22 protein-coding genes and 2 rRNA genes are annotated in these 23686 nt (G+C 52.9%); 10 read left to right on the top strand and 14 right to left on the bottom strand.

Annotated features, from left to right (window positions below; genetic code table 11):
• Together K9N21_16445 and rrf are read left to right on the top strand one after the other, a co-directional pair.
• Positions 1 to 519, top strand: a 23S ribosomal RNA gene (locus tag K9N21_16445); the annotation flags it as partial.
• Between the two features lie 57 nt (positions 520 to 576).
• Positions 577 to 693 (top strand): 5S ribosomal RNA (rrf, locus tag K9N21_16450).
• A 48-nt stretch (positions 694 to 741) separates the two neighbouring features.
• Here rrf and corA read toward each other — a convergent pair.
• The 4 genes from corA to cdaA all read right to left on the bottom strand — a co-directional run bounded on the left by corA (position 742) and on the right by cdaA (position 5954).
• Positions 742 to 1806 carry a magnesium/cobalt transporter CorA gene (corA, locus tag K9N21_16455; protein ID MCF8145505.1) on the bottom strand — a complete coding sequence of 355 codons (1065 nt, stop codon included), beginning with the start codon at positions 1804 to 1806 and terminating at the stop codon, positions 742 to 744.
• Entirely contained in the window at positions 1803 to 4082 is a 2280-nt protein-coding gene (locus K9N21_16460; protein ID MCF8145506.1) for a mechanosensitive ion channel family protein, read from the bottom strand. Before K9N21_16460 ends, corA begins: the two co-directional genes overlap by 4 nt.
• 279 nt (positions 4083 to 4361) lie before the next feature.
• On the bottom strand, positions 4362 to 4667 hold the full coding sequence (locus K9N21_16465; GenBank protein ID MCF8145507.1) for an isoamylase early set domain-containing protein: 306 nt from the start codon (positions 4665 to 4667) through the stop codon (positions 4362 to 4364).
• A gap of 84 nt (positions 4668 to 4751) precedes the next feature.
• Positions 4752 to 5954, bottom strand: a complete 1203-nt coding sequence (gene cdaA / locus K9N21_16470; protein MCF8145508.1) for a diadenylate cyclase CdaA — start codon at positions 5952 to 5954, stop codon at positions 4752 to 4754.
• A gap of 346 nt (positions 5955 to 6300) precedes the next feature.
• Here cdaA and K9N21_16475 point away from each other — a divergent pair, with 346 nt between their 5' ends.
• From K9N21_16475 to K9N21_16485, 3 genes are all read left to right on the top strand, one after another.
• Positions 6301 to 7155 (top strand): universal stress protein, encoded by an 855-nt coding sequence (locus tag K9N21_16475; protein MCF8145509.1) that lies wholly within the window; start codon positions 6301 to 6303, stop codon positions 7153 to 7155.
• Between the two features lie 187 nt (positions 7156 to 7342).
• Entirely contained in the window at positions 7343 to 7840 is a 498-nt protein-coding gene (locus K9N21_16480; protein ID MCF8145510.1) for a cation:proton antiporter regulatory subunit, read from the top strand.
• An 83-nt stretch (positions 7841 to 7923) separates the two neighbouring features.
• Positions 7924 to 9081 (top strand): cation:proton antiporter, encoded by a 1158-nt coding sequence (locus tag K9N21_16485; protein ID MCF8145511.1) that lies wholly within the window; start codon positions 7924 to 7926, stop codon positions 9079 to 9081.
• A 22-nt stretch (positions 9082 to 9103) separates the two neighbouring features.
• Here the strand turns inward: K9N21_16485 and K9N21_16490 are convergent, their stop codons facing one another.
• The 7 genes from K9N21_16490 to K9N21_16520 all read right to left on the bottom strand — a co-directional run bounded on the left by K9N21_16490 (position 9104) and on the right by K9N21_16520 (position 15736).
• Positions 9104 to 10588, bottom strand: coding sequence for a sodium:proton antiporter (locus tag K9N21_16490; GenBank protein ID MCF8145512.1), 1485 nt, complete (start codon positions 10586 to 10588; stop codon positions 9104 to 9106).
• Between the two features lie 425 nt (positions 10589 to 11013).
• Positions 11014 to 12600 carry a peptide chain release factor 3 gene (locus tag K9N21_16495; GenBank protein ID MCF8145513.1) on the bottom strand — a complete coding sequence of 529 codons (1587 nt, stop codon included), beginning with the start codon at positions 12598 to 12600 and terminating at the stop codon, positions 11014 to 11016.
• A gap of 580 nt (positions 12601 to 13180) precedes the next feature.
• Positions 13181 to 13492: a hypothetical protein gene (locus K9N21_16500; GenBank protein ID MCF8145514.1), complete on the bottom strand. Its 312-nt coding sequence runs from the start codon at positions 13490 to 13492 to the stop codon at positions 13181 to 13183.
• Positions 13493 to 13717: 225 nt separating this feature from the next.
• Positions 13718 to 13894, bottom strand: a complete 177-nt coding sequence (locus tag K9N21_16505; protein MCF8145515.1) for a DUF1328 domain-containing protein — start codon at positions 13892 to 13894, stop codon at positions 13718 to 13720.
• A gap of 247 nt (positions 13895 to 14141) precedes the next feature.
• A complete protein-coding gene (locus K9N21_16510) occupies positions 14142 to 14630 on the bottom strand; it encodes a hypothetical protein (protein ID MCF8145516.1) in 489 nt (162 codons plus the stop codon).
• Between the two features lie 34 nt (positions 14631 to 14664).
• Positions 14665 to 15009 carry a YtxH domain-containing protein gene (locus K9N21_16515; GenBank protein MCF8145517.1) on the bottom strand — a complete coding sequence of 115 codons (345 nt, stop codon included), beginning with the start codon at positions 15007 to 15009 and terminating at the stop codon, positions 14665 to 14667.
• A 277-nt stretch (positions 15010 to 15286) separates the two neighbouring features.
• Positions 15287 to 15736, bottom strand: coding sequence for a hypothetical protein (locus K9N21_16520; protein MCF8145518.1), 450 nt, complete (start codon positions 15734 to 15736; stop codon positions 15287 to 15289).
• Positions 15737 to 15945: 209 nt separating this feature from the next.
• Between K9N21_16520 and K9N21_16525 the strand changes: the two genes are divergently transcribed.
• Positions 15946 to 16509, top strand: coding sequence for a hypothetical protein (locus K9N21_16525; protein ID MCF8145519.1), 564 nt, complete (start codon positions 15946 to 15948; stop codon positions 16507 to 16509).
• A 788-nt stretch (positions 16510 to 17297) separates the two neighbouring features.
• Here the strand turns inward: K9N21_16525 and K9N21_16530 are convergent.
• On the bottom strand, positions 17298 to 17993 hold the full coding sequence (locus K9N21_16530) for an ABC transporter permease (protein MCF8145520.1): 696 nt from the start codon (positions 17991 to 17993) through the stop codon (positions 17298 to 17300).
• Between the two features lie 31 nt (positions 17994 to 18024).
• Positions 18025 to 18930: a substrate-binding domain-containing protein gene (locus K9N21_16535; GenBank protein MCF8145521.1), complete on the bottom strand. Its 906-nt coding sequence runs from the start codon at positions 18928 to 18930 to the stop codon at positions 18025 to 18027.
• Positions 18931 to 19235: 305 nt separating this feature from the next.
• Here K9N21_16535 and K9N21_16540 point away from each other — a divergent pair, with 305 nt between their 5' ends.
• The 4 genes from K9N21_16540 to K9N21_16555 are packed head-to-tail and all read left to right on the top strand — an operon-like array spanning position 19236 to position 22281.
• Positions 19236 to 19577: a metalloregulator ArsR/SmtB family transcription factor gene (locus K9N21_16540; protein MCF8145522.1), complete on the top strand. Its 342-nt coding sequence runs from the start codon at positions 19236 to 19238 to the stop codon at positions 19575 to 19577.
• The gene (locus K9N21_16545) at positions 19550 to 20545 is read left to right on the top strand and encodes an ABC transporter ATP-binding protein (GenBank protein ID MCF8145523.1); all 996 of its coding nucleotides are present in this window, start codon (positions 19550 to 19552) and stop codon (positions 20543 to 20545) included. Before K9N21_16540 ends, K9N21_16545 begins: the two co-directional genes overlap by 28 nt.
• Positions 20542 to 21276, top strand: a complete 735-nt coding sequence (locus tag K9N21_16550) for an ABC transporter permease (protein ID MCF8145524.1) — start codon at positions 20542 to 20544, stop codon at positions 21274 to 21276. Before K9N21_16545 ends, K9N21_16550 begins: the two co-directional genes overlap by 4 nt.
• 45 nt (positions 21277 to 21321) lie before the next feature.
• Positions 21322 to 22281, top strand: a complete 960-nt coding sequence (locus K9N21_16555) for a sulfite exporter TauE/SafE family protein (protein MCF8145525.1) — start codon at positions 21322 to 21324, stop codon at positions 22279 to 22281.
• Positions 22282 to 22580: 299 nt separating this feature from the next.
• On the opposite strand, the gene K9N21_16560 is transcribed toward K9N21_16555, so the two are convergent.
• Positions 22581 to 23159: a diheme cytochrome c gene (locus K9N21_16560; GenBank protein MCF8145526.1), complete on the bottom strand. Its 579-nt coding sequence runs from the start codon at positions 23157 to 23159 to the stop codon at positions 22581 to 22583.
• Positions 23160 to 23686: the final 527 nt, after the last annotated feature.

The raw sequence follows: 23686 nt of genomic DNA on the forward strand, positions 1-23686 counted from the left end.
GATCCGGCGGTTCCGCATGGAAGGGCCGTCGCTCAACGGATAAAAGGTACTCCGGGGATAACAGGCTTATCGCGCCCAAGAGTTCACATCGACGGCGCGGTTTGGCACCTCGATGTCGGCTCATCGCATCCTGGGGCTGGAGCAGGTCCCAAGGGTTTGGCTGTTCGCCAATTAAAGCGGTACGTGAGCTGGGTTTAGAACGTCGTGAGACAGTTCGGTCCCTATCTTTCGTGGGCGCAGGATATTTGAGAGGATCTTTCCCTAGTACGAGAGGACCGGGATGGACGAACCTCTAGTGTTCCAGTTGTCGCGCCAGCGGCATAGCTGGGTAGCTACGTTCGGAATGGATAACCGCTGAAAGCATCTAAGTGGGAAGCCAACCTCAAGATTAGATATCCCTTTTCCGTGGAAACACGGGAACTGAAGACCCCTTGTAGACGACAAGGTTGATAGGCCAGGTGTGTAAGTACGGTAACGTATTGAGCTAACTGGTACTAATCGGTCGTGCGGCTTGGCCATAAAAATTTTCTATTTATACCCTTTGGTTGTTTACTCTATATTTCAGTTTTTACAGTTTTCGGTGATTATAGCGAAGAGGACACACCCGTTCCCATCCCGAACACGGCAGTTAAGCTCTTCAGCGCCGATGGTACTGCGTGGGAGACTGCGTGGGAGAGTAGGTCATCGCCGAAATTCAATCAAAAAGCCCCCCGTTCACACGGGGGGCTTTTTTTTGCCCTGCTACAGCCAGTTCTTTCTCTTGAAGCCCCACAGCATCAGACACCCGAGTGCCAGCATGACGATCCAGATCGTCAGGTAGCCCCATTCCCATTCCAGCTCGGGCATGTACTTGAAATTCATTCCATAAATTCCGGCAATAAACGTCAGGGGGATAAAAATCGTGGCGATGATCGTTAAGACTTTCATCACCTCATTCATCCTGTTGCTGACGCTGGAAAGATAAATATCAAGGGTCCCGGAAATCGTGTCCCGGAACGTCTCGATGGTTTCAATGACCTGAATGGCATGGTCGTGAACATCTCTCAGATAAGGCCTCACGCCGTCTCCGATGAGGGGGGACTCGGTCCGCTCCATGCTGCTGATAGCCTCTCGGAGCGGCCACACAAATTTCCTCAGCAGGATCATCTCCCGTTTTTTGTCCTGAATCTCCTTGAGTGTTGACGGGTCAGGGTCATCCAGGACATCCTCCTGAATCCCTTCGATCTCATCTCCCACTGTCTCGAGGACGCCAAAATAGTTGTCCACAATGGCGTCGATCAGTGCATAGGCCAGATAATCGCTACCCGCTTTCCGAAGGCGGCCTTTCCCTTTCTTTATTCTCTGACGTATGGAATCGAATACATCCCCTTCCCGCTCCTGGAAGGAAAGCACAAAGTTGGCCCCCAGGATGAGACTGATCTGTTCCGCATCGATACCGTTCTCCGTGTCGGCACTGCGCAGCATCTTCAGCACAATATATATGTAGTCCCCATGATCTTCAAGCTTGGGACGCTGTCCCGTATGAACGATATCCTCTAACACCAAGGGGTGGATGTCAAAAGACGCCTCGAATTCCTTTATGACATCCACGTCATGAATGCCCGTGACATTGACCCATGTCACCGTTGGGAGGGCCTTAAAGGGAAGGCAGTCTTCCAGGTTAACATCCTCCTTTTCCTCCACATTCGTTTCATCATAGTCGATAAGCGTGATTTCCACCTCTTCGGTACGTCTTTCCCCCACATGAATGAGGGTGCCGGGGGGGAGCCCTGCTTTCCTTGAGCTGCTTTCAAAGTGCCTCATCATGCCTCTTCTCCATTCAAGGCGGCGGTATTCGGGGCCAACGGCCCCTCCCCTTCCGGCCCATTATCAACTGAAATATGGAGCGGAGGTGCCTTCCCATGCTTCGGTTCTCCCATGTAGAGGGTCTGGTGCGGAAAGGGGATTTCGATGCCCCGTTCGTCAAAGACCCGTTTCATACGGCGGTAGAACTCACGCTTGATGCCCCACTGTTTGAGGGGTCGGGTCTTGAAACGGGCGCGTATGATCACGGCCGAGTCTTCGAATCGATCCAGGCCGAAGATCTCCAGCGGCTCCAGGATGCTGGGCCCATATTCAGGATCTCTTTGAAGCTCCTCGCCCAATTCCCTCAGTATTTCCATTACCTCATCCACATCTTCCCGGTAGGCGATGCCGATATCCATGACTGTTCTGGAGAAAATCTTTGAGTAGTTGCTGAGGGAATCGATGGTGCTGTTGGGGATTACATGGACGGTGCCGTAAAGATCCCTCAACTTCACGGTTCGAAGCCCGACAGACTCCACCAGGCCCCCTTGATTGCCCACCGTAGCCCAGTCCCCGACTCGAATGCTTTCTTCAAAAAGGATAAAAAGTCCGTTGATCAGATCCTTGACCAGGGTTTGAGATCCGAAACCCACGGCCAGCCCGACAATCCCGGCCCCTGCCAGAATAGGCGTGGTGTTGACGCCCAGACGATCCAGGACGATAATGCCCCCCACAAACACGACGCCGATATTGATGGCCGTTTGAATGACCGGGATCAACGTTTTCTGCTTTTGGGTGAGTTCCTTTTCCCATCTCCCCCTTTGCTCTCTCAGAAGATAGGCAGAGAGGGCGTTACATATCTGAATAATGGAAACAACCACAGCCAGCGTAAGGACAATGGCCACAGCCCGGAGGAGGATCATGCCCCCGGAATCAGAGCCGACGAAATCAGAGACAGGAACGCCCCATATCTCGCCGATCACTCCGGATCCGACGACCGTCAGAACCACAACCAATCCTTTCTTCACAATCAATACGTACCGGTTGGCCCTTTCTTCCAGAAAAGGGAAACGCTGTTTGACCCTTTCCTTGATCCGGAATAACCGCGCGAACGTGAGGTCCAGGGCTCGAAAGCACAAAAGCATGATCAGAATCGTCACTGCCGTGCCGAAGGTAGCGTGAAAGAGATATTCAAACCCCTTTTCATACTTAAACAGGAGAGATAGAAAAATGGCCCAGGTGTATACCACGGCGAGGATCGGCCAATATTGGATAAACGCCTGTGTCAGCCGGTCTTTCCTTTGTTTTGAAGCCTTTTCAATTGTATCTTGTTCCTCTTTTTTTCTTTTCGATTTGATTCTCATTTCGCGGGCTATCTGAAGGATAAAAACGGTCAACATAATCGGAAACGGAATCAGCAGCAGACCTCGCAGATGTAAAAAATAGTACTGGGCCGTATGGGTCAATAAAAAAGTCCGGGTGACCATAACGTAGAAAAAGGCATAGATCGCAAACCGCCGCACCCATATCCAGAGATAATGGGCGTTTTCATCTGAAACACCGAGGATCCTGAGATGAGGATCGTCCGGGCAGAACAGGACCTGAAAGACGGCGACGGCAACCCGGTAAAAGAAAAGGAGGGTAAAGAAAAGGAGCACCACCGAATGACCCGTGAGAAAAGAAGGCCACAGTTCAAATAATAGATCGAAAGCGATGCACAGGATCAGATAGGGAACCCCTTTCAGGAGGATGTAGACGCAACCCCACCCTATCTTGGACGGGAGTGTCCCCATCTTGCTTATTGCCAATCGAACCCAACCCCTGAGGAGAAGGGTCGACAGCAGGGTAAGCATTGCGGCAATTCCGGCATTTAAGAAGAGGATAAGCAGGCGCGACCGATTTTCCGGCTGCGCGAAAAACGCCTGTATCCTGCGGGCGCCATCGGGCGCCTGTTCCATCATCTCGCCCATGGTCATTGCAGCGTTTCTCACCTCTGTGGCCATCTCTTCAAAATGATCAAAGACCCAGCGGACAATCAAAAGCTGCCTATCTTCCTCCCCGGCGTCACTATCGCCTTTGGCATCTAATGTCTTTTTGGCCTTGATCAGGCCCTTAAGGTCTTTGACAAAGGCCTCTCGCTTTTCCGGGTTTTCGATGACCCCGAGCAAATCTTCCAGTTCATTGAGTGAAGATCCTTTCACAGTCTCCTGAGAAAGTGCCGGGGTGACCAGCAAAACAAAAAAAACAATCAGTACCAGTGGGCAGAAATGGGCTTTATGGTTTATTCGGCGCATCATGACACTCCCACTTTCTGTTGAATCTGGATGGACCCCGCAAACCCACATGGAAGGCGTCATGCAGATCCAACATGCCCATCACTGCAACAACAGGTTCGCCCCCCAATCCACCACACGACACGAATCTCAACCAAAAATAATTCATTTTCTCCTATGTGGAAAATGTGCAACAGATACCCGATTACCCTGGTGCGCCCCCAAGGCGTGACAGGGCCGAAAACATCCTCGCTGCCGCCACCCGCTGCATCCCGTCCAGCTTAAAAACCGGATTATTAGACTTTAGCCCGAGATCTCCAGAACATTATTGTCTGTTCCATAGCAGTTGGGGCAGACGGAATCGTTGGCCGGATCATTCCGCCACTCGCCATCCACCAGGAACCTGTATTCGTATTTTCCGGGAGGTACCATAATGGTCTTTTTCCAGGTCCCATCTGCCCCCAGTTTCATTGGATGGACCTTCTTGTTCCATCGATTGAAGTCCCCCATCAAGTAAACGGACCCGGCATCCGGGGCTTCCAGAGCCAAGGTGACCCTCTTTCGGTGGATGGTGGTCTTTGCCGGTTTCACCATTTTTTTCTTTGCCATGTCAATACCTCCCTTGATACCGACATATTTATTGCCGGATATCATTATCAAAGGTTACTCAAGTTCCTTAATCCGGGTTGACTCTCAATCCGCGTTCCGATCGGGAAGCGTTTCCGCCTCCGGTTTGTTCTGAAAAGTGAAATCCACCTCTTGGGGTTTAATATCCACCAGTTGGAGCCCGTCATCCGGCAGTTGTATCAGATTCCGAGTGATGGCAAACCTCCTTTTGCCAGGATATACATGAGAAAGGTCCAGCTCCGCAACTACATTTTCCTTGGCCAGGGTGCTGGCATCTTTGCGAAGCCCCCGAACCGTGATCTCGACATGGGCATCTTGAGGCTGTACGATCTCCAGCTTTGAGGGGAGGTTTCTGGTCACAACGGGAATCCGCAACTTGACCTCAAAATTCTGCTGCCCGGCCAGTGTCAACCAGACAGTGCTGACCAAAAAGAAGGTAATCATCTTGGCACGCCAGCGGTGGACCAGAAACAGCCGGAGGGCATCTTTCCATCCCCGATGCTCTGGACGCGTGAGGGTCAGGGCCTCGCGCATGATCTGGTAAAGCTGCTGGGGCGTCTTAACTGCGGTCATGCGCCCCCCCTCGGCCATGGAGACCTGCCCCCGCTCCTCGGATACTACCACCACCCACGCATCGCACCGTTCGGAAAGGCCTAACGCGGCCCGGTGACGGGTCCCCCATTCCACGGGAAGCCCTTCATCCGAACTGAGAGGAAGATAACATGCGACCTCCACAATCCGCCCATCCTTGATCACGATGGCGCCGTCATGGAGTGGGGATTCCTTTTGAAAGATGCTCTTCAGAACCTCCGGTGTGGGACGGGTCTCGAGGTCCTGACCCGCTGTCACATGCTCCTGGACCTTTTCACTGCGTTCGATAATGACAAGGGCACCGGTCCGCTTTTCAGCAAGGGCGAAAATGCCTTTCACAAATTCCGTCACCCACTCTCCGGCTTCGGTATGGCGTCGCAATCCGAGTCTTTGAAGGGGGTTCACTTTTTCCAGGACCTGACGGATCTCTGACTGGAAAAGCACCACGATTAGAATAACAAGAATCTGCCACAGGAATTGAAATACCCATGTGGTGAGAAAGAGACCCCATGTCTCCGCAATCGTGAATACAACCCCCAAAATCAGGAGCCCGACAATGGCCTTGAATGCCTTGGTCCCCTGGAACCAGGCAAAAAGATAATAGGCCACAAAAGTAAGAAAGAGGATATCGAGGATGTCCTGAAACCTCAGGTTGGAAATGATGGCCAAAAGGTTCATGATCCCCTCATGTACAAAATAACCCTAGAAATGATTTCATTATCCAGGGCCTGTTGATTTCGATGCGGTGAATCCCTTTTCCCCTGACCGACCATCGGGGTGTCTCCAAAACGAGCGCCCGAAGCAGCAGGTCGGGGCCTTTTGCTGTTTGAAACGTCGATTGATTTTTTCCCTTCAATCGTTTAAAAAACATTAGGGATCCATTTTATCTGTGTTTCAAAGAAAAAACAAGGTGACACGTGCTGGGACGACGGATGCTTGGAGTAACCATGCCCGATGGCCTTTCTGCATTTCCGGGGGGCTTTAGCGGGTAGACATGACCATGTAGAGAGGGGAGGCATTCATAATGGAAAGACATCTCCTTGTGACGCTGAGTGAAAGGAAGGACGGCCTTTTTGGAGTTCGATTTGTCGGGAACTTTTTTACCAATAAAGAAGGCGTGAAAATCACCTTCTTGTATACAACCCCCAAGGCCCCAAGTCTGTGGGAAAGAGACCCAAACGCGGATTTGCAGATGAGGAAGTCAGCGACAGAAGGGCGTCAGGCGCTCGAGGCCTCAAAGATGCATCTCCTCAAAAAGGGGTTTGATCCGGGTCAGGTTATCACTAAACTCCAGGAGCGGAGGGTCTCCAAGGTAATGGAGATCATCCACGAAGGCGCAAAGGGTCTGTATGACGCGGTCGTCCTGGGTAGGAGGGGGTTGTCATGGCTGGAGCAGGCCTTTGACGAAAGCGTTACCAAAGGCCTCCTTGAACAAGAATGTACGTTTCCGATCTGGGTCTGCCGCAAACCTGATCTGGACAGGCAAAACGTGCTGGCCTGCGTGGATGGCTCGGCTGCGTCCGACCGCATGGTGGATCACATCGCGCATATTCTTAATCAGGAAAGGCGCCAATCCGTAACGTTCCTTGCGGTGGGCAAGAAGGATCAAATCGCGGACAAAAATGTGAATACGATCCTTTCAAGATGCAGAGAAATGCTGATCAGCAGGGGGTTTTCATCTGACAGAATTCATCTTAAAGGGATCGAAGAAGGCGTTGTCAGTAAGGCTATTATGAAGGAGGCCGACGAAGGGCGTTTCGCTGCGGTGGCCGTGGGCCGGACCGGAACGGGCCAGGGACTCCTGAAAAGGATTTTTGTGGGCTCTGTCAGCCAGGCCCTGTTTCAAGAACTTCAAGGCGCCGCCCTCTGGCTGGCCTGATACGGCCAACCCCGTTTACCGATTGGAACACCTCAGACGCCATGTCAGTCATCCCGCTTTGGAGGACACCATGCGGAGACATTGATGCCCTATCGGTTAGCGTCTTTGTTGGCGCGTGAGGGTCTCTTTTTCCGCCGGGGCGGGACATTTAAGATGCGCACATAACCCATATCATGCGGAGGTGGACATGAAGATCAAGACCGGTGACCTGCCGGGAATCGGAAAACGCTATTCCTTTGAAACAGCGGAAGGAGAAAATCTCGTGGTCATCCTTCATCAGAGCGGGCAACGGGAAATGTACCATTTTACCGGATCCGATGAGGATGAGCCGGATTTCACCTTGAAATTGAGTGACGAGGAAGCCCGGCAGCTCGGAACCCTCCTTCTTGGGGTGGATTACCAGCCGGTGGCCGACGACCGCGTGGAATTATTCCTGAAAAAGATGAGGATCGAATGGGTTACGGTGGAGCCGGACAGTGAGGTGGCCAATAAGAAGATCATCGATACCCGCATCAGGACCAAGACCGGCGCCACCATTATCGGCATTCAAAGAGGTGATGATTTTATCGGCAGTCCGGATGTCGACGAGGTGATACTGCCCGGCGATACGCTCATGATTATCGGGAACCGGGAACAGACAAAAAATGTTGATTCCCTGTGCCATTCATGCACCCTGACGTCGTAGGATCGTGTTGGGAAGAATGACTCCAAATGGATAACCAAAGGTAACTCGTGGAAAATATCCCTTTTCTTCTCGTGGAAGGGCTGATGCTGTTCACTTTTTTCGCCATCAGCTTTGCCTCGCAAAAATTCAGACTTCCATCGGTCCTCCTCTTTATTGTATTGGGCGTTGCGGTCTCCCCTCTGTTTCTTAAGAGTGAGTTGCTCCATATTGCTGCGGAAATCGGCATTGCCCTCTTGTTTTTCATCCTTGGGCTTGAATTTCCATTAACCCGAATCGTTGTCATTTCCAGGCGAATCTGGCCGTCCGGGTGCCTGGATGTGGCATTGAATCTGGGCGGCGCCATGGGCATCGCCCTCATTTTCGGGCTGGACATGATTTCGGCATTCGTCGTCGGATCGATCGCCTATGCCACCAGTTCATCCATATCTGTCAAGATGCTGGACGAAAAAAAACGGCTGGCCAATCCGGAGACCGAATTCATCCTGGCCCTGCTGATATTCGAAGACCTGGTGGCCCCGCTCGTGGTCTCTTTCATTGCCGGCGTCAACGGAGATGAGGCCCTCTCAGCAGGCTTCGTGGGACTTCTCGTCTTAAAAATCATAGCCCTTACCGCCGGGGCCATCCTCATGGGACATTTCGGATTTAAACACTTAAATAATTTCATAGCCAAATATATCGAGAGCGACTTCATGCCCCTCCTGGCTGTAGGTGTGGCCCTGGGATATGCCGGATTGGCCATTGCCCTGGGACTTTCAGAGATCCTGGGCGCCTTTATGGCGGGCGTTATGCTGTCCGAGACCGGAAGGTCTTCTGAAATCGAACATCTTCTCCTGCCCGTTCGAGACCTCACCCTCCCCTTTTTCTTCTTCTGGTTTGGAACAACCATTCATCTGGGAGAAGGACTCTCTTTTATCGGCATGCTGGCGGCCCTGGTGCTCCTGGCGATTGTCGGCAAGATCATTACCGGCTATATCGGTAGTCGGTGGTTTGGATTAAGTCCGAAGGTCTCCTTGCGGGCGGGGCTTTCAATGGTGCACCGAGGTGAATTTTCAGCCATTATCGCCAGCCTGGCACCGCCTCAGCTACGGGTATTCAGCGGCGTTTATATCCTGACCACGGCCTTCATCGGCGTCTATCTGTTTGGTCGCGCGCCCAATATCGCCAACTGGTACCAGAAAAGATGGTTTCCGCGTCCCCCCCTGACACCGGAGAACAAAAGCCCCGGCCCGCAACCTAGCTGATCCATGATCGGTGCATAGACCTTTACCAGTCGTAAAGGATCTCCCAGCCCAGATCAAAGGGTGCGTCCATCTGGCTGTAGCGGCAGACGAGGGTTTTCCCCGTCCCGGGTCCATTGCTGGAATCTTCCTTCCAGTACCGGAGGGATATGGCGGGGATGGACTGCGGCCCAGCATCATGCTCACCGGCCGTTGCCGGGGGCTCGATCCACATCTCCTTCTCCTCGATGATCTTCCAGACGGCGTCAGAATCTTTGTTTCGAACTCGCTCGCCCACCCTCGGAAGACCCAGCCTCTCCCTCAGTTCGTTGAACCGGTAAGCGGATTGCGCCTCCCTGTCCAGGATCCGCTCTCCCAGCACGGAGATGGCGATAGCCCCGACGGGTGCGGTCAAAAGAATCGAGAGCACCGCCACGGCCAGGATGACCTCTCCTGAAGCCACGCCTGCGGCGAGAGGCACCGCGCCGATGGCGGCCTGAACCGTGGCCTTGGGGATGTAGGCCACCACGCAAAAGAGCTTCTCCATTCGGGTCAGGTCCGTACCGAAGAGGGAGATATAGGTCCCGACGCTCCTGAACAGGAGGCCCACCGTGATCACGGCGACACCTGCAAGGCCCGCCTGCCAGGCCACGTGGATGTTTACCTGGGCGCCCACCAGCACAAACAGGAGGAGTTCCGCAAACACCCAGAGCTTCTTTAATTTCTGTGAGACGATATGGGCGATGGGCTCGGATTTTTCCAGGATCACGAAACCGATGGCCATCACGCCCAGAAGGCTCGCGACGGGGACCCAATGCGCCACTGCGACTTCCAGCCAGGTCAGCGCAATAGCGGCCCCCATCACTACAATGGTCCGCTTGGGCGGCCGCCAGTCGTATTTGGTGAAGAAACGATAGAGGAGATACCCCGGAATCAGGCCCGCGATGATCCCGAGGACGATACTGAGCGGAATTTCGGCGAACTGAACCCACAGATTCACCTCCCCGCCTCCGTACATGCCTAAGAATACGGTAAAAAGCACAATGACAAAGACATCATCCACCGATGAAGCGCCTAAGATAAGGGTGGGAATCCCCTTTTTCGTGCCTCGTCCCCGATCCATGAAATCAATCATGAGGGGGACCACCACGGCTGGAGACACCGCCCCGAGGATAGCCCCCAGGATGGCCGCTTCCAGATAGGTCATTTCCAAGAGCCGATGGGCTGCCAGCATCACGCCCAAAATCTCGAAAACCGCTGGCACGGCGCTCATGATGAGCGCCGGCCTGCCCACACGGTTGAGGGTATCTCGCCGCAGCTCAAACCCGGCCCGGAGGAGGATGACGATGAGTGCGATCTTGCGAAAATCTCCGGAAACCGTCATCATCTCCGGGGCCATAAGATTCAGGGCATAAGGCCCTATGAGGATTCCCACCAGGAGCATCCCCACCAAGCCCGGCAGTTTGAATTGTCGAAACAAGTAATCCCCGCACAACCCCAGGAGAATGATCAAAGCGATACTGATAGCCATAAAAAAGCCTCCCCAAAAAAACAAAAAAAACCTGAATCGGCGGGATCGCAGGGTGTTAAACAAAAAAAACCCACCCGGAAGTTCGGGTGGGGCAGATAGTTGCACTTCTACCCCTGGATCGTCCAAAAGGTAGAAGTCATCATCCCTTACAAAGGGCGGTTCATGGCAGACCTCATTGCCGACAATGGCGCGTATGATTAATTAATTAGGCCAATCCTGTCAAGTGGTTTTACCGTGAAAATGCGTTTTGAACCACGAATCACGCGACTGATTCGAATGAGCAAAGCGCCCGGTTGTCTTATGAGACAGGCCTTCCAGCCTCGATCCTCGTGACGAGGACGCCACTCACACAGGGAATTTTCCAGTGTAGAAATAATAAACCTTTCTCCATGAGGATTTGGAGAAAGAGGGTAAGAGACTTGGTCTTAGTTTTGCTCGCGGGTCTTATGAAATGAGATATGGGGCCAATCTTCCATGACGAAACCGAGACGCCATGCATTAGGGGCCAGATAGGTCAACCGCCCCTGTGCGTCACGGGCCACATTGCCGGTGTGTTTGTTGGCAAATTCTTTGAGCTTTTTCCGATCCTCGCAGTCAATCCAGCGCGCCGTGGAAAACCCTACGGGTTCGTAGACCGCATCCACGCCGTATTCTCCCTTGAGCCTCGCTACGGTCACATCGAACTGTAAGGCACCGACCGCCCCCAGAACATAGTCTGTGCCCGTCAGGGGCCGAAAGAACTGCACCGCGCCCTCTTCCGCCAATTGGGCCAATCCCTTTTGAAGCTGTTTCTGTTTCAAGGGATTCTTGAGGATCACCCGCCGGAAATGTTCAGGGGCGAAGCTGGGGATGCCGGTAAATCTCAACGCCTCCTTTTCGGTGAACGTATCTCCGATCCGGATGGTGCCGTGGTTGTGAATACCGATGATATCGCCGGGATAGGCCTCATCAACATTGGTCCTGTCCTGGGCCATGAAAATAGTGGCATTGGCCAGGGCTATCTGTTTGCCGGCGCGATGGTGAACAACCTTCATTCCCCGGGTAAATTTCCCGGAGCAGATCCTCAGGAATGCCATCCGGTCCCGGTGGGCCGGGTCCATGTTTGCCTGGATCTTGAAAACAAATCCTGAAAAAGGCTCCTCATAGGGAGAGACCTCCCTGCTCTCAGCTGGTCTCGGACGTGGCGCCGGCGCCATTTCCACAAAGGCGTCGAGCAGTTCCCTGACCCCGAAGTTGTTGAGAGCACTGCCGAAAAAGACCGGCGTCTGGCTCCCATTCAGAAAATGGCTCAGTTCCAGGGGATTGGCCGCCCCTTCCAGCAATTCCGTATCCTCGCGCAGTGCACCGGCCCGGCTGCCCAACCATTCATCCAGCCTGGCATCCGCCAAATCGGTGATCCGAATCCCGTCATGGTTTCGGGTCTCCTGTCCGGCGGTAAAAAGATGAAGTTCCTTGCCGTAGAGATTGTAAACCCCTTTAAAGCCCTTGCCCATGCCGATCGGCCATGAAAGGGGCGCACACTCGATCTGGAGTTTGTCCTCTATCTCGCTTAAGATATCCAGCGGCGGCAGCCCTTCACGGTCAAGCTTATTGATAAATGTGATAATGGGGGTGTTGCGCATCCTGCAGACCTCCATCAGCTTCTCTGTCTGAGATTCAACCCCCTTCACGCTGTCGATGACCATGAGAGCGCTGTCCACCGCGGTCAGGACCCTGTAGGTATCCTCGGAAAAATCCTGGTGTCCCGGGGTGTCAAGAAGATTCATCTCAAAATCCCTGTAGTTGAACTTCATCACCGATGTGGTGACCGAGATGCCTCTCTCCCTCTCGATGTCCATCCAGTCGCTGGCGGCATGCCGGGACGCCCGGCGGGGCTTGACTGCTCCGGCAATGTGAATGGCGCCGCCAAAGAGGAGCAGCTTTTCCGTCAATGTGGTCTTGCCGGCATCCGGGTGGCTGATAATCGCAAAGGTCCGACGCCTTTTGATTTCATTTTGATAACATTTATCCATTAAAAACCTCTTAGAACCATGTTTAACGCGTCCCATACGCAGTGGGGCGTCTTCAGAATTAACAATCCCCCGTTCGTCCCGAAACAGCCTCCTTACGGGGCGGATTCCGAGATCCGGTCCTTGTCTTTTGGCAATTAAGGGGGTTGAAACATGGGTGATCAGGGCGGCGTTTGGCGCAGTCGAGAAATCGTATAAGCGAAAAACAGGGAGAGACCTTCTTTTATGCGATGTGACATGTTCACTGGTAATCGTCCTCAAGTTTTCAAAAAATTACTCCAATTGAATTATTCTATATAATTGTTTTCCCATGATATGTCAACCTTCAAATGCACTTTGCGCCAAAAGACTTGCCCCTGTCTCGAAGACCGAGGAGGTCGTCTCCAGGTGGGATTTGCCTATTTGCCCGCTTTCAGCAGACAGGGCGAACAAGTCAGTACCTCATCGGTTAAGATCCTTGCGGTTAGCGCGTGGAGATTTCTTTTCAAGAGCTGCAACAAAATGGGTGTGTAACGCTCGGCGGCCGCGGGCCTTTGAATACCTGTTACGTAAAAGCAGCAGGAACGACCGTATTCTTCCGCGGTCACGGCAGGTTTGTGGCCTCAGTTACCTCGCAGCTCCCCCCGGGGCAGAAGATTTCAAGCCAAAGGCTGTGGTCATGCTCTGGTCGATCGCAGAATACCGGGAGTTTGATCCGCTCCTCCTCCATCAAGCAGGCGTCATCCGGGCAAAAAAGTTCCAGCCAGACGCCCCTTTCCCTGCAGGATTCGGCAAACGTTTTTTCCTTTTCTGAAAGCGCATCAACCTCCTTGCCTGACAGCACCCGTGCTTTGGGTAGAAAAATTCTGCGAGGGCCATCCTGTGGTTTCCGATTCTCCACTTTTTGAGATTGCATTTTTTCCTCCTGTTCTGACTGACGTTTCCGGTTCTTCTTGTCTTTAAACCAGGATAGGATAGACGTCCTTCCCTTCACTTCTACTGATTTTTTCTTCAATAACGCGAATCTCACTGATGCTCACAGTGAAAATCTTCAGCAGCGATCCTTTACTGACTTCCGACGGGTTGCGCCGGGATAAGGACGGACAGGGCCCGGTTGAAGGCCAGGAACCGCACCATCCGTTCACACAGGCGGCGGCCGTCTCCCCATTAGACCCATGATCAAGAAAGCAATAAAGACAATCAGAAAAACAAAGAAAAGGATCTTAGCGATCCCTGCCGCTGCAGCAGAGATTCCGGTAAATCCGAAAAGCGCCGCAATGATTGCCACGATAAGGAAGATAATCACCCATCTCAGCATGATGCGCCTCACTAAAGATTAAAGTAAACACTTTGCCCATGTGAATTGGCAGTAGGTCAGCAGGGGATTCGGGACACTTGTGTCTGGGGTGCTGGTTCGTGGATTTTAATTGTGTCCGCAGTGCGTACCGGATTGCCTTTTTTCTCATTTCTGTCTTCAAAACCCATGCGATTTTGGTCGAGGGCTGGCGTCATTCCCGGCCCTTCCAATCATGCGTCCTCTGAAGGCCCCATTTTTCAGAGATCCGTCATTCACCAAATGGAAAATGCCTTCTGCCGCGTAGGTAGTTGATGGTTACATACATACCTTTAATCATCGCAGCTATTTCCACAAACTGTGGAAGGACCGTTCGGGTAACATACTCGGCAGCGGACTGGGTCCTGTCCATTGCATCTGAAAGCACATGATCCGCGTGATCGATCTGCCGTTCCGCACGGACTGCGGCGTCCTGGACAACATCTGCCACATCGTCAGCGGTTTCCTTCGCCGTTTCGGCGATGTCCCGCAGCTCGGCAGACAAATCGATCATGTTTTCTCCCACCTTTTGGAAAGAGCGAATAAAGGCTCCGGTATCCTCTACAATCTCGTCTACCTTGGGTGCATAGGCATCGACCAGCCCCTTAAGTTTGTCTGATAACCTCGTCACCCTTCTGGCAGTTGTGAAAATAGCCAGCGCAATGGCCAGGATGACCGTTGTTTGTACACCTAGGATCAGAAGGAGAATTGGATTTTCCATCGCTTAACCCAAAGACCGCCCACATATTATAGTGCTATTCATGTGCCCCTTTTTCTTCCCTGTAGGCATTCTTGCCGGCTTCGATGGCTGCCACAATCGTTTCTTTTTCGTGCTTTGTCAGGTTTTTCGCCTTGTCCAAGAGATCTTCGGCCTCTGCCTGCAGGCTTTCCTTTTTCTCCTTAATGCTTTCCTGCGCCCTGCGGATGCCTTTTTCCACGGCCTCCTTTCCCTCCTGTGCCTTTTCGGCCATGATTTCCCTCGTTTCTTTGCCGGATTTCGGAGCAAACAATAACATTGCAAGCGTTCCCACGATACCACCATACAAAAAATACTTGAATCGATGGTCAGAACCGCTGCTTTCCTCTCTTTTGTCAGACATTTCAAACCTCCTTAGTGCCGGTTGCCAACTGTCCGGGCGGAATCGCCCACCCTTGAGCACTACCTCACCATATAGAATTCTTGCTTATAGCTTCTGCGAAAGAAGCGAATATGTTTTGTTGAAGCCAACCCCAGCTGACCCACTAGAAATTGAGGTTTGACGAGTTCAGGTTCCGGGTGTCAGAGGTTGTTCGCTCAAACCCAACATCTGAACGCTATCCACCAATTTGGTTGCGGCCGTTTGCTGCTTTGGACAGATACGCCACAATGCCACCCGGTCAGGACGGCGTATTTGCTTGGTCGAACTCCTTTTGTAAATCATCCATCATCTGATCCAATTTCTCTTTGGTACTGGCCCAGTCTTCTCCGGTCTCCTGTTTGAGTCCCTTGAGTGCTTCGGTGATCTCCATTTGTTTCTCCTGCAATGTTATGAGCGTCTGTTCATATTTACCCTTGGCATCTTCCTTCATTGAGTCCGTCTTGACTTTTAATTCACCCAGTTCCTGGTTAAAAGTCTCCAGCTTCTTTTCAATTTGATTCTGGTATTCTTCCATTTGTTGCTGGGTGTAGTTCTTGGCTGTTGCCATGGCCTGTCCGGCTTCTTTTTGAACATCACCGACCTTTACCTCTGGCTTAGGCTCGGGTTGCTCTTCCTTGTCACCACATCCGGCCAGCAGAAACATCGAACCGCTCACTACCAACAGAAATGCCGCTCGCTTCAAATTCATATTTGCCTCCTTATGATCTTAAGGAATTACGCGCCGCCATTGTCGGTAAAAATTTCCTGGTGGCTCCCAGTTTTCCTCTCCATGAATGACCCAAGAAACGCTATCCGTACAATACGGCAAGCTTCAGCTGACACTTTTGGTCATGTTAAATGGTTGGTGCCGGCCCTTCAATGGGGTAAAGACCCTATTTCTCTCAATAACCCGACTACCTGGAATCTCGCCACGCATTTTCCGTGCTCGAAGTCTCCGAGCCGGAGGCCTGCAAGACCTGTCACATGGGTTTTGATCACGCAAAGTGGGAGATGTATTCCGGCGCAAAGCACGGCGTGACCTATCTGATCAACCGGGATGTCGATCCCCAAAACAAAGATCGCGCCCCCCGCTGCCAGACCTGCCATATGCCTGAAGGAAATCACCGGGTGTTTTCTGCATGGGGGTTTCTGGCAGTAAGGCTTCCTGAGGACGATGCCGAATGGATGGGATATCGGGCCACTATTTTGAAGGGGCTGGGGGTGCTGGATCCCGCTGACGGCAAGATATTCAACCTTTTAGAATACCGAGACGGCGTCTACCGGGATAGTCACGGTCACGGGGTCCCCTATGGTCAAAGACGCGTCTTTGAAGGTCTCCCGGGGAATGAGAAAGTTCAACGGCATCCCGGCATCCACTGTGGCTCGAACACCGTCGCGATCGTCGGTCAATTGAAAGAGAATGCCCGGCAAATGGTTAACCTCCGCGCCGTGACCGTTGCCCTTATGCAACTTGATTTTTGACGGATCGATCGATATCTTCACCTCTCCGGCCTCCGCCGGTCCTTCACCCAGCAACTCGAGACCTTTTCCGATCAAAAACCTGATTTTCCGTCCCCCCTCTGGAAAGGCGCTGGCGGTGAATATATTCTCGTATGGGGAAGAGATCTTTCTCCCTTCGAACAGCGGGATGACGTCATCGGAGAGCCTGGATGCCTGAGTGGAATCATGGCTTGTAAAAATCACCGAAATCCGCTTTTCGGCATTAATGTCCAGGATGATTCCCTCGATGATCATCCGGTTTTCCACGTCCACACTGGATGTGGGTTCATCAAAGAGGATGACCTTGGGCGAGCAGACCAGGGCACGGGCGATGGCTACCCTCTGGGTCTCTCCTCCGGAGAGCTTGTGGGCTTCCGCATGGAGAAATCCGTGCATCCCCACAAGATCCAGCGCCTCCTCCACAGCCTTTTGTGTCGCGGCTCCGGTCACCCCCCTGATCTTCAGGCCGAATTCCAGGTTCTTTTTCACAGAGGTGGTGAACAAGACCGGGTTCTGGTGCACCATGACGATTTCCCGGCGAACCGCCGTTGATTCCCGATTGGCGAAATCAATCTTTTTCCCCCGATAGAGAAGCTTTCCCGCGGTCGGCGGAATCAAGAGGCCGAGGATCTCGAGAAGGGTGGTCTTGCCCGATCCGTTCGGTCCCTGGAGCGCGTAGATCTTTTCGCTTTCGATCACCAGGTCCCGGAGAGACAAAACAATCCTCCTTCCATAGGCCTTTGTGAGTTCACTTGCTGCGAAAAGCGGCATCACGACCTCGCCCTCCCCTGTACGAAGTTGAACAATATATTGATACTGAAACTGATCCCCAGAAGTACAAGGCCCAGGGCGACCCCCAGAACGAACTCCCCCTTGTCGTACTCAAGGGCCATGGCCGTGGTAATGGTCCGGGTGAAACCTTTGGCATTGCCGCCGAGCATCATGCTCACGCCTACCTCGGCGATCACCCTTCCAAAAGCGGCGATAACTGCGGCCACCAGCGCGAACCGGGCCTCTCGAAAGATCACCCGGGCGGTTTGGAATCCGGTAGCCCCGAGGGTCATGGCGGTTTTCCGGTATTTTTCATCGATACTGCCGACAGCCGCGATGGTCAAGGCCGCCACCAGTGGCATGATCAGGATGACCTGTCCGATGACTATGGCAGTCTGCGTATAGAGGAGATCCAGGATTCCCAAGATGCCTCTTCTCGATATGAACGCATAGACGACCAGGCCCACGACAACTGTAGGGAGGGCCAGAAGGGAGTTCAGGACCGTGATGACCGCCCGTTTTCCCCTGAACTCATTGAATGCCACCAGGAAGCCGGCCGGCACCCCCAGCAGGCTGCTGATGAGCGTCGAAAAAAAACTGACCTTCAGCGAGACATAGATGATGAAATACAGGTCCGGATCGAAGGACCAGAGAAGAAGAACGGCGGATAAGAAACTGTCTAAGAGAAATTCCATCGGCTGGGGTCCAAAGAGTCCATCTCGCCTGCTATTTCACGTCAGGAATCGCATCCGGAAAGAATGCCTGGTGTCCATGGATCTTATAGTCGGCGATCAGACCCTGCCCCCGGGCCGACACGAGCCATTCGGCAAACGCCGTCGCCATATCCACCTTCACATGGGGCTGCTTTTTCGGATTCACAGGGATCACACCGTAGGGATTCAGGAGTTTCCCGTCCCCCTGGAGGACGATTTCCAGATCCAGCCCCTCTTTTCGACCGAATTTGTATTCCAGATAGGTGCCGCGGTCGGTCAGCGTATAGGCCTGTTTTTCCTCGGCAAAGATGAGGGCCTTCCCCATCCCCTGGCCGATGGCGTAATACCACCCACCGAGATCCTGTGGATGCTCGAAGGAAAGGGTAGTTCTACTGCCCCCTTTGACCATGTCCATGCTTTTCTTCTCCAGCTGTACCCCGCTCCCTTTCCACAACGCCTGCTCCATGCTGTGGGTCCCGCTGTCATCCCCCCGGGAAACAAAGCCGGACTTGCTCCGGGCGATTCTTGCCATGGCCTCGAACGCGTTCCTGCTCCCTTTGACGTCTGCCGGGTCCTTCTTGGGGCCGACAATCACAAAGTCGTTATGCATCACCGCAAATCGTTTTGTCCCGTAGCCGTCCGCGACGAATTTTTTTTCTCTCTCTATGTCGTGGACAAAGATTACATCCACATTGCCGTCCATGCCGTCCCGGATCGCCGCACCGGTACCCTTGGCGAACACCTTGACGTCGATGCCGGTATCTTTCTTGAATTCCGGAAGGAGCACATCCAGCAGCCCCGAATTCTCAGTGCTCGTGGTGGTGGACATTTTGAGGACCTTATCCTGCCCCACGGAAATACCTCCCGGACAAATCACCAGGGCCGTGGATATAAAGATCACCCGGATAATGGATTGCATATCACCTCTGAAAACTACGCTTAAAAGTCTTTTGCACAGGAACACCGTCTCTTACCTCCGTCAAGAAGTGAGCGATCGGTCTGTTACGTTAGAATAAACCCACATGTCCGGTCAAGGGCAAAAGCGCTGGATCCCGCCCTCCGTCACGGCCACTTCGGGCGATCATCGATAATCCGTCCCCCTCCCTCAACCCTGAATCTGCTACGCCGGGAAACCTGGAACCTGTGAACCTCTGCAATTCTTTGTTGACAGATCCAATTAAGCATGCAATCATCCATTTAAGTATTCACCTAACTGGATGTATTGTGAACAATATTATTCAAACCTTGAAGGCCCTGGCGGATGGGACGCGGTTCCGGATCATCGACCTCCTCCTGACCCAGAACCTGTGTGTAGGCGCCCTGGCCACTCGGTTAAATATCTCCGCCGCGGCCGTCTCCCAACATCTCCGGATATTGCGGAAGGCCGGTCTGGTAAGGGGAGAGAAACGGGGATACTGGACCCATTACAGCATTGACAGGGCCCTGCTTCATCAAGTTGCTGAGGCGTTGATGGAGAAGGCCGACCTGGCGCCTGATTTAAAGATGTTTCCTCTATCTTTTCATGAAGCGGATCATACATGCCTGACCAAGGAAGAAAACCGGTGAATGCGCTGTCCATTCAGGGACTGGCCAAGCGATTCGACGAGGTCCAGGCCGTATCGGATGTAAGCGTTGAGGTAATCGAGGGCGAATTATTCGGGTTTCTCGGCCCCAACGGTGCGGGCAAGACCACGACCATCAACATGCTCACAGGCCTGGCGCGGCCGGACGCGGGGATGATCCGGATGGGCGGCATAGACTGCACAGGCACTCCCAGAGCAGCCCAGCATCTCATCGGCGTGGTTCCGGACGAAAGCAACCTGTATCCGGAACTCACCGGTTTCGACAATTTATGTTTCTGCGCAGCGCTCTATGGAATGCGGAAAAAGGAGCGGGAACCCCGTGCCCGCGAACTGCTGGAAACATTCGGTCTTGCCGGGGCGGGGGACCGGAAGTTCGCAGGCTATTCCAAGGGGATGAAACGCAAGCTCACCATCGCCGCCGGTATCATCCACAACCCTGAAATCCTTTTCCTGGATGAACCCACCACCGGCATCGACGTGGCCAGCGCCCGGCAGATCCGGCAGCGCATCGCAGACCTGAACCGGGCCGGAACCACCATCTTTCTAACGACTCATTACATCGAGGAGGCAGAGAGGCTCTGCGGCCGCGTCGCCTTTATCGTGCAGGGAAGGATCATCCGGATCGATACCGTGGCCGACCTGATTCAGCCCGTCCAGGATACGCATGTCATGCAGATTGCCGTATCCAATACCGAACCCACACTATACCCCAAGCTGGGCACAGCATTTCCCCATCTGTCATTTCAGCGCCTTGACCGGGGATTGATCCGGGTGGAGTCATACAGGCCCATCCATGTAGGCCCTGTGGTGCGGTTTATAGAGGAGGAGGGTATTGAGGTCAACGAGGCCCGCCGCATGCGCCTGTCTCTGGAGGATGTGTTCGTACGGATTACGGGAATCGAGGCACATGCCATGAAAACGGAAAAAGAAAAGGGAGGAGGCCCTCGGTGAAGCGCTGGATCGCCTTCTGGAACATCTTCGTCAAGGACCTGCGTGCCTATTATCTCAAACCGCCCAATGTCAGCTGGGGCCTGATCTTCCCCCTGGCCTGGACCGGAATGTTCTTTATCAAGTCAGGCGGATTGAAAGACGTCCTTTTTCTGGTTCCGGGCGTGGTAGCCCTTTCGGTCCTTTTCGGAACCACCTCCCTCCTTTCCGTAACCGTCACCTTTGAAAAGAAGGGAAAATCCTTTGACCGGCTTCTCCTGGCGCCGATACCCCTTCAACTCTTAATGTTGGCCAAGACCTCGGGCGCCATCCTCTTCGGCGTGGTCAACGCCTTTGTTCCCATCCTCCTGGCGGCATTTCTAACCGATCTCTCACAGGTCGCCTGGAGTGCGGCCATCCCTGCCATTGTGCTCATCGCGGCAAGCTCCACCTTTCTGGGGCTCTTTGTGGCGGTTTCCGTAAGCGAAGTCTTCGAGGCCCAGACCTTTTCCAACTTCTTCCGCTTCCCCATGATCTTTCTCTGCGGGCTGTTTTTCCCCATTGAACAACTGCCCGTGTTTCTACGGCCCCTTTCCTATCTTTTTCCCTTAACCTACGGCGTGGACATCCTCCACGGGGCCTTCCACGGCGACCACCTGATGCCGTTTTCCACTGATTTCACAGCCCTTTCCTTATTCTGTATTGGCCTGTTTCTGATCAGTCTTCGCAACATCGGAAGACGCTGGATACTTTGAGATTATCTGTGCGGAGGTCGTAAAAAGGATATGGATATTTTTTTTATGCATTTCGACGTCTCAGGGGTGGACACATGGGTCTTCCTGCCGCCGCTGGTGGCCTTTGTGGTCTCCTTTTTCACCTCCATGGGCGGGGTGTCCGGCGCATTTCTTCTCCTCCCCTTTCAGGTGAGCTTTCTCCATTTCACCTCTCCGTCTGTCAGCGCCACCAATTTCGTATTCAATATCGTGGCCATTCCCAGCGGGGTCTACCGCTACCTCAAAGAGGGCCGTATGGCCTGGCCCCTGACCTGGGTGGTGATCGTCGGCACCCTGCCGGGGGTCTTCATCGGATATTATCTGCGGGTTCTGTATCTGCCCGGCCCAAAGGCCTTCAAACTGTTTGTGGGATGCGTGCTTCTCTACATCGGGGGCCGTCTCCTCTATGAGATGACCCCCTATTCCCAGAAGGGGAAACACGAGATGAAGGCCCTGGAGGAAAAATTTAATCAACACGTTAAAACGCTCAAAGAATCCCAGAACAGTCGGATGTCGTCCGGTCTTCCTCAGGAGGCCGTGATTAAGACCCTCTCATTCTCCCTTTCGAGAGTGGAATATGAGTTCTGGGGGCAGAGGTTTTCCTTCCACACCATCGGCATGTTTCTACTGGCCTTTGCAGTCGGCATTATCGGCGGAACCTACGGGATCGGCGGGGGCGCCATTATTGCGCCCTTCTGCGTGGCGGTTTTCAATCTGCCGGTTTACACGGTGGCCGGCGCCGCCCTCATGGGTACTTTTCTCACTTCCATCGCAGGGGTCTTTTTCTACAGCGTCATCCCCGCGGCAGAAGGGCTTTCCACAAGGCCGGACTGGCTCTTGGGCCTTCTCTTCGGGACCGGAGGGCTTGCCGGCATGTACTGCGGCGCGAGACTGCAGAAATATGTCCCCCAAAAAATCATCAAGCTGATGCTGGGAGTGATCATGACCTTTCTGGCCGGCAGGTATATCCTCCACTTTTTCGCTTAACGAACTCTCACCCCCCCGGTTATGGGCGCCGGTATCAACGCCCGGCATTAAGCTCCGGCATTGTCCATGATGGAAAGTGAACGGGCTTACATACGATCACCAGGGAGACGAACGGAGGTCCGTTTCTACTTTTTGATGCGCCACATTCTTTTAATACCTTTGCCAAGTCTTATGGATAAGGCAAAAGAGAATGAAACTACCAAACGCAGCCCCTTGGCAGCATAGACAATTCTTTGGTCCCATTGCATGCACCTTGAGGTTAGCTCATCCGACCAACCTTGGAATGTCCCGCTGCCTTGCTAATTTGGAATCTGAACCCCATCGTCGTCATAGATTCCCTTTTCAGCGGTGGTGTGGCAGGCCGCGCAGTTGGAAAAAGAACCGATGGATTCACGTTCAAATACCCTGGGCTCGATCTCATAGTGTTTTTTTTGGATGTAGGGAACTTGCGTGATTCGTAACGGTGTTTGACTGCCGACGCTTTTTATGATTTTGCCGGATAGTTTCGCGGAGGAATTATCCGCCGCATGGGTCTTCAGATAGTCATCAATTGCGTTCATTGATTCCTGGTCAAGCTCGAGGGCCTCCCCAAAATGGTCTGCAAGGCCTTTCAGGATTTTATCCCATGACCCTGAAGGCAGAAGGCCCGGCTGGTAAGCGAAATGACAGGCGCCGCAATGTTCTACATATGCTGGGTTATTCGCAATTGGCAAATCACGTTTACCATTGTGTTCAGCGTGTTTTCCCTCCCTTTTCTCATACCGGTGCTCATCTTTGCCATCATCATGATCGGCAAAAGCGGCATAAAAGACCCCACTTGGTGACAGTAAGAATATCAACAAGAACAGAATCCACTGATGTATCTGTAAATTTTTCATATCGTATTCCTTTCATGCCATCGGTTCCTTTAACGAGACGGTTTCAAATCCTTATCGACTGCATCTATTCACAATTCTGTAGGAATGCAGGGCGGACTTAACAGGAAAATGTCTTATTAAAGTGGGCAGAGATGATTCAGAGGTTAACAGAGGATCGATAGGTTTTGCAGGTAGATGGGTGACGAAGGGATTGCTCTGAGGGAATAAGATGATTCAACATTCACAAGGGTATGAGAAGTCGAGGGAGAATCGAGGAGGGCAAATAAAAATAATGCGTTATCAAGGAGTTTCGCACTACATGTCTGGTTCACAGAGTTGGCTGCCTTAAGCGTTTGGCCCCTTTCCAACTCACAGCTTTTACAGGGGATATCTGAGCAACGCATGTGAATGGGAGAACCTGCCTTCGCGTCCGGTTGAAGATAATGTAAACAGGTCTCTCCGCAAAAACAGGCTTCTGACAATGCGCTGTTCGTGAAAACGCCCAAGATTAGGAGCAAGGCGATCAGTGTATTCGGTGCTTTTCGATA

It is taken from the genome of Deltaproteobacteria bacterium (genome assembly GCA_021737785.1).
GTDB lineage: Bacteria > Desulfobacterota > DSM-4660 > Desulfatiglandales > Desulfatiglandaceae > AUK324.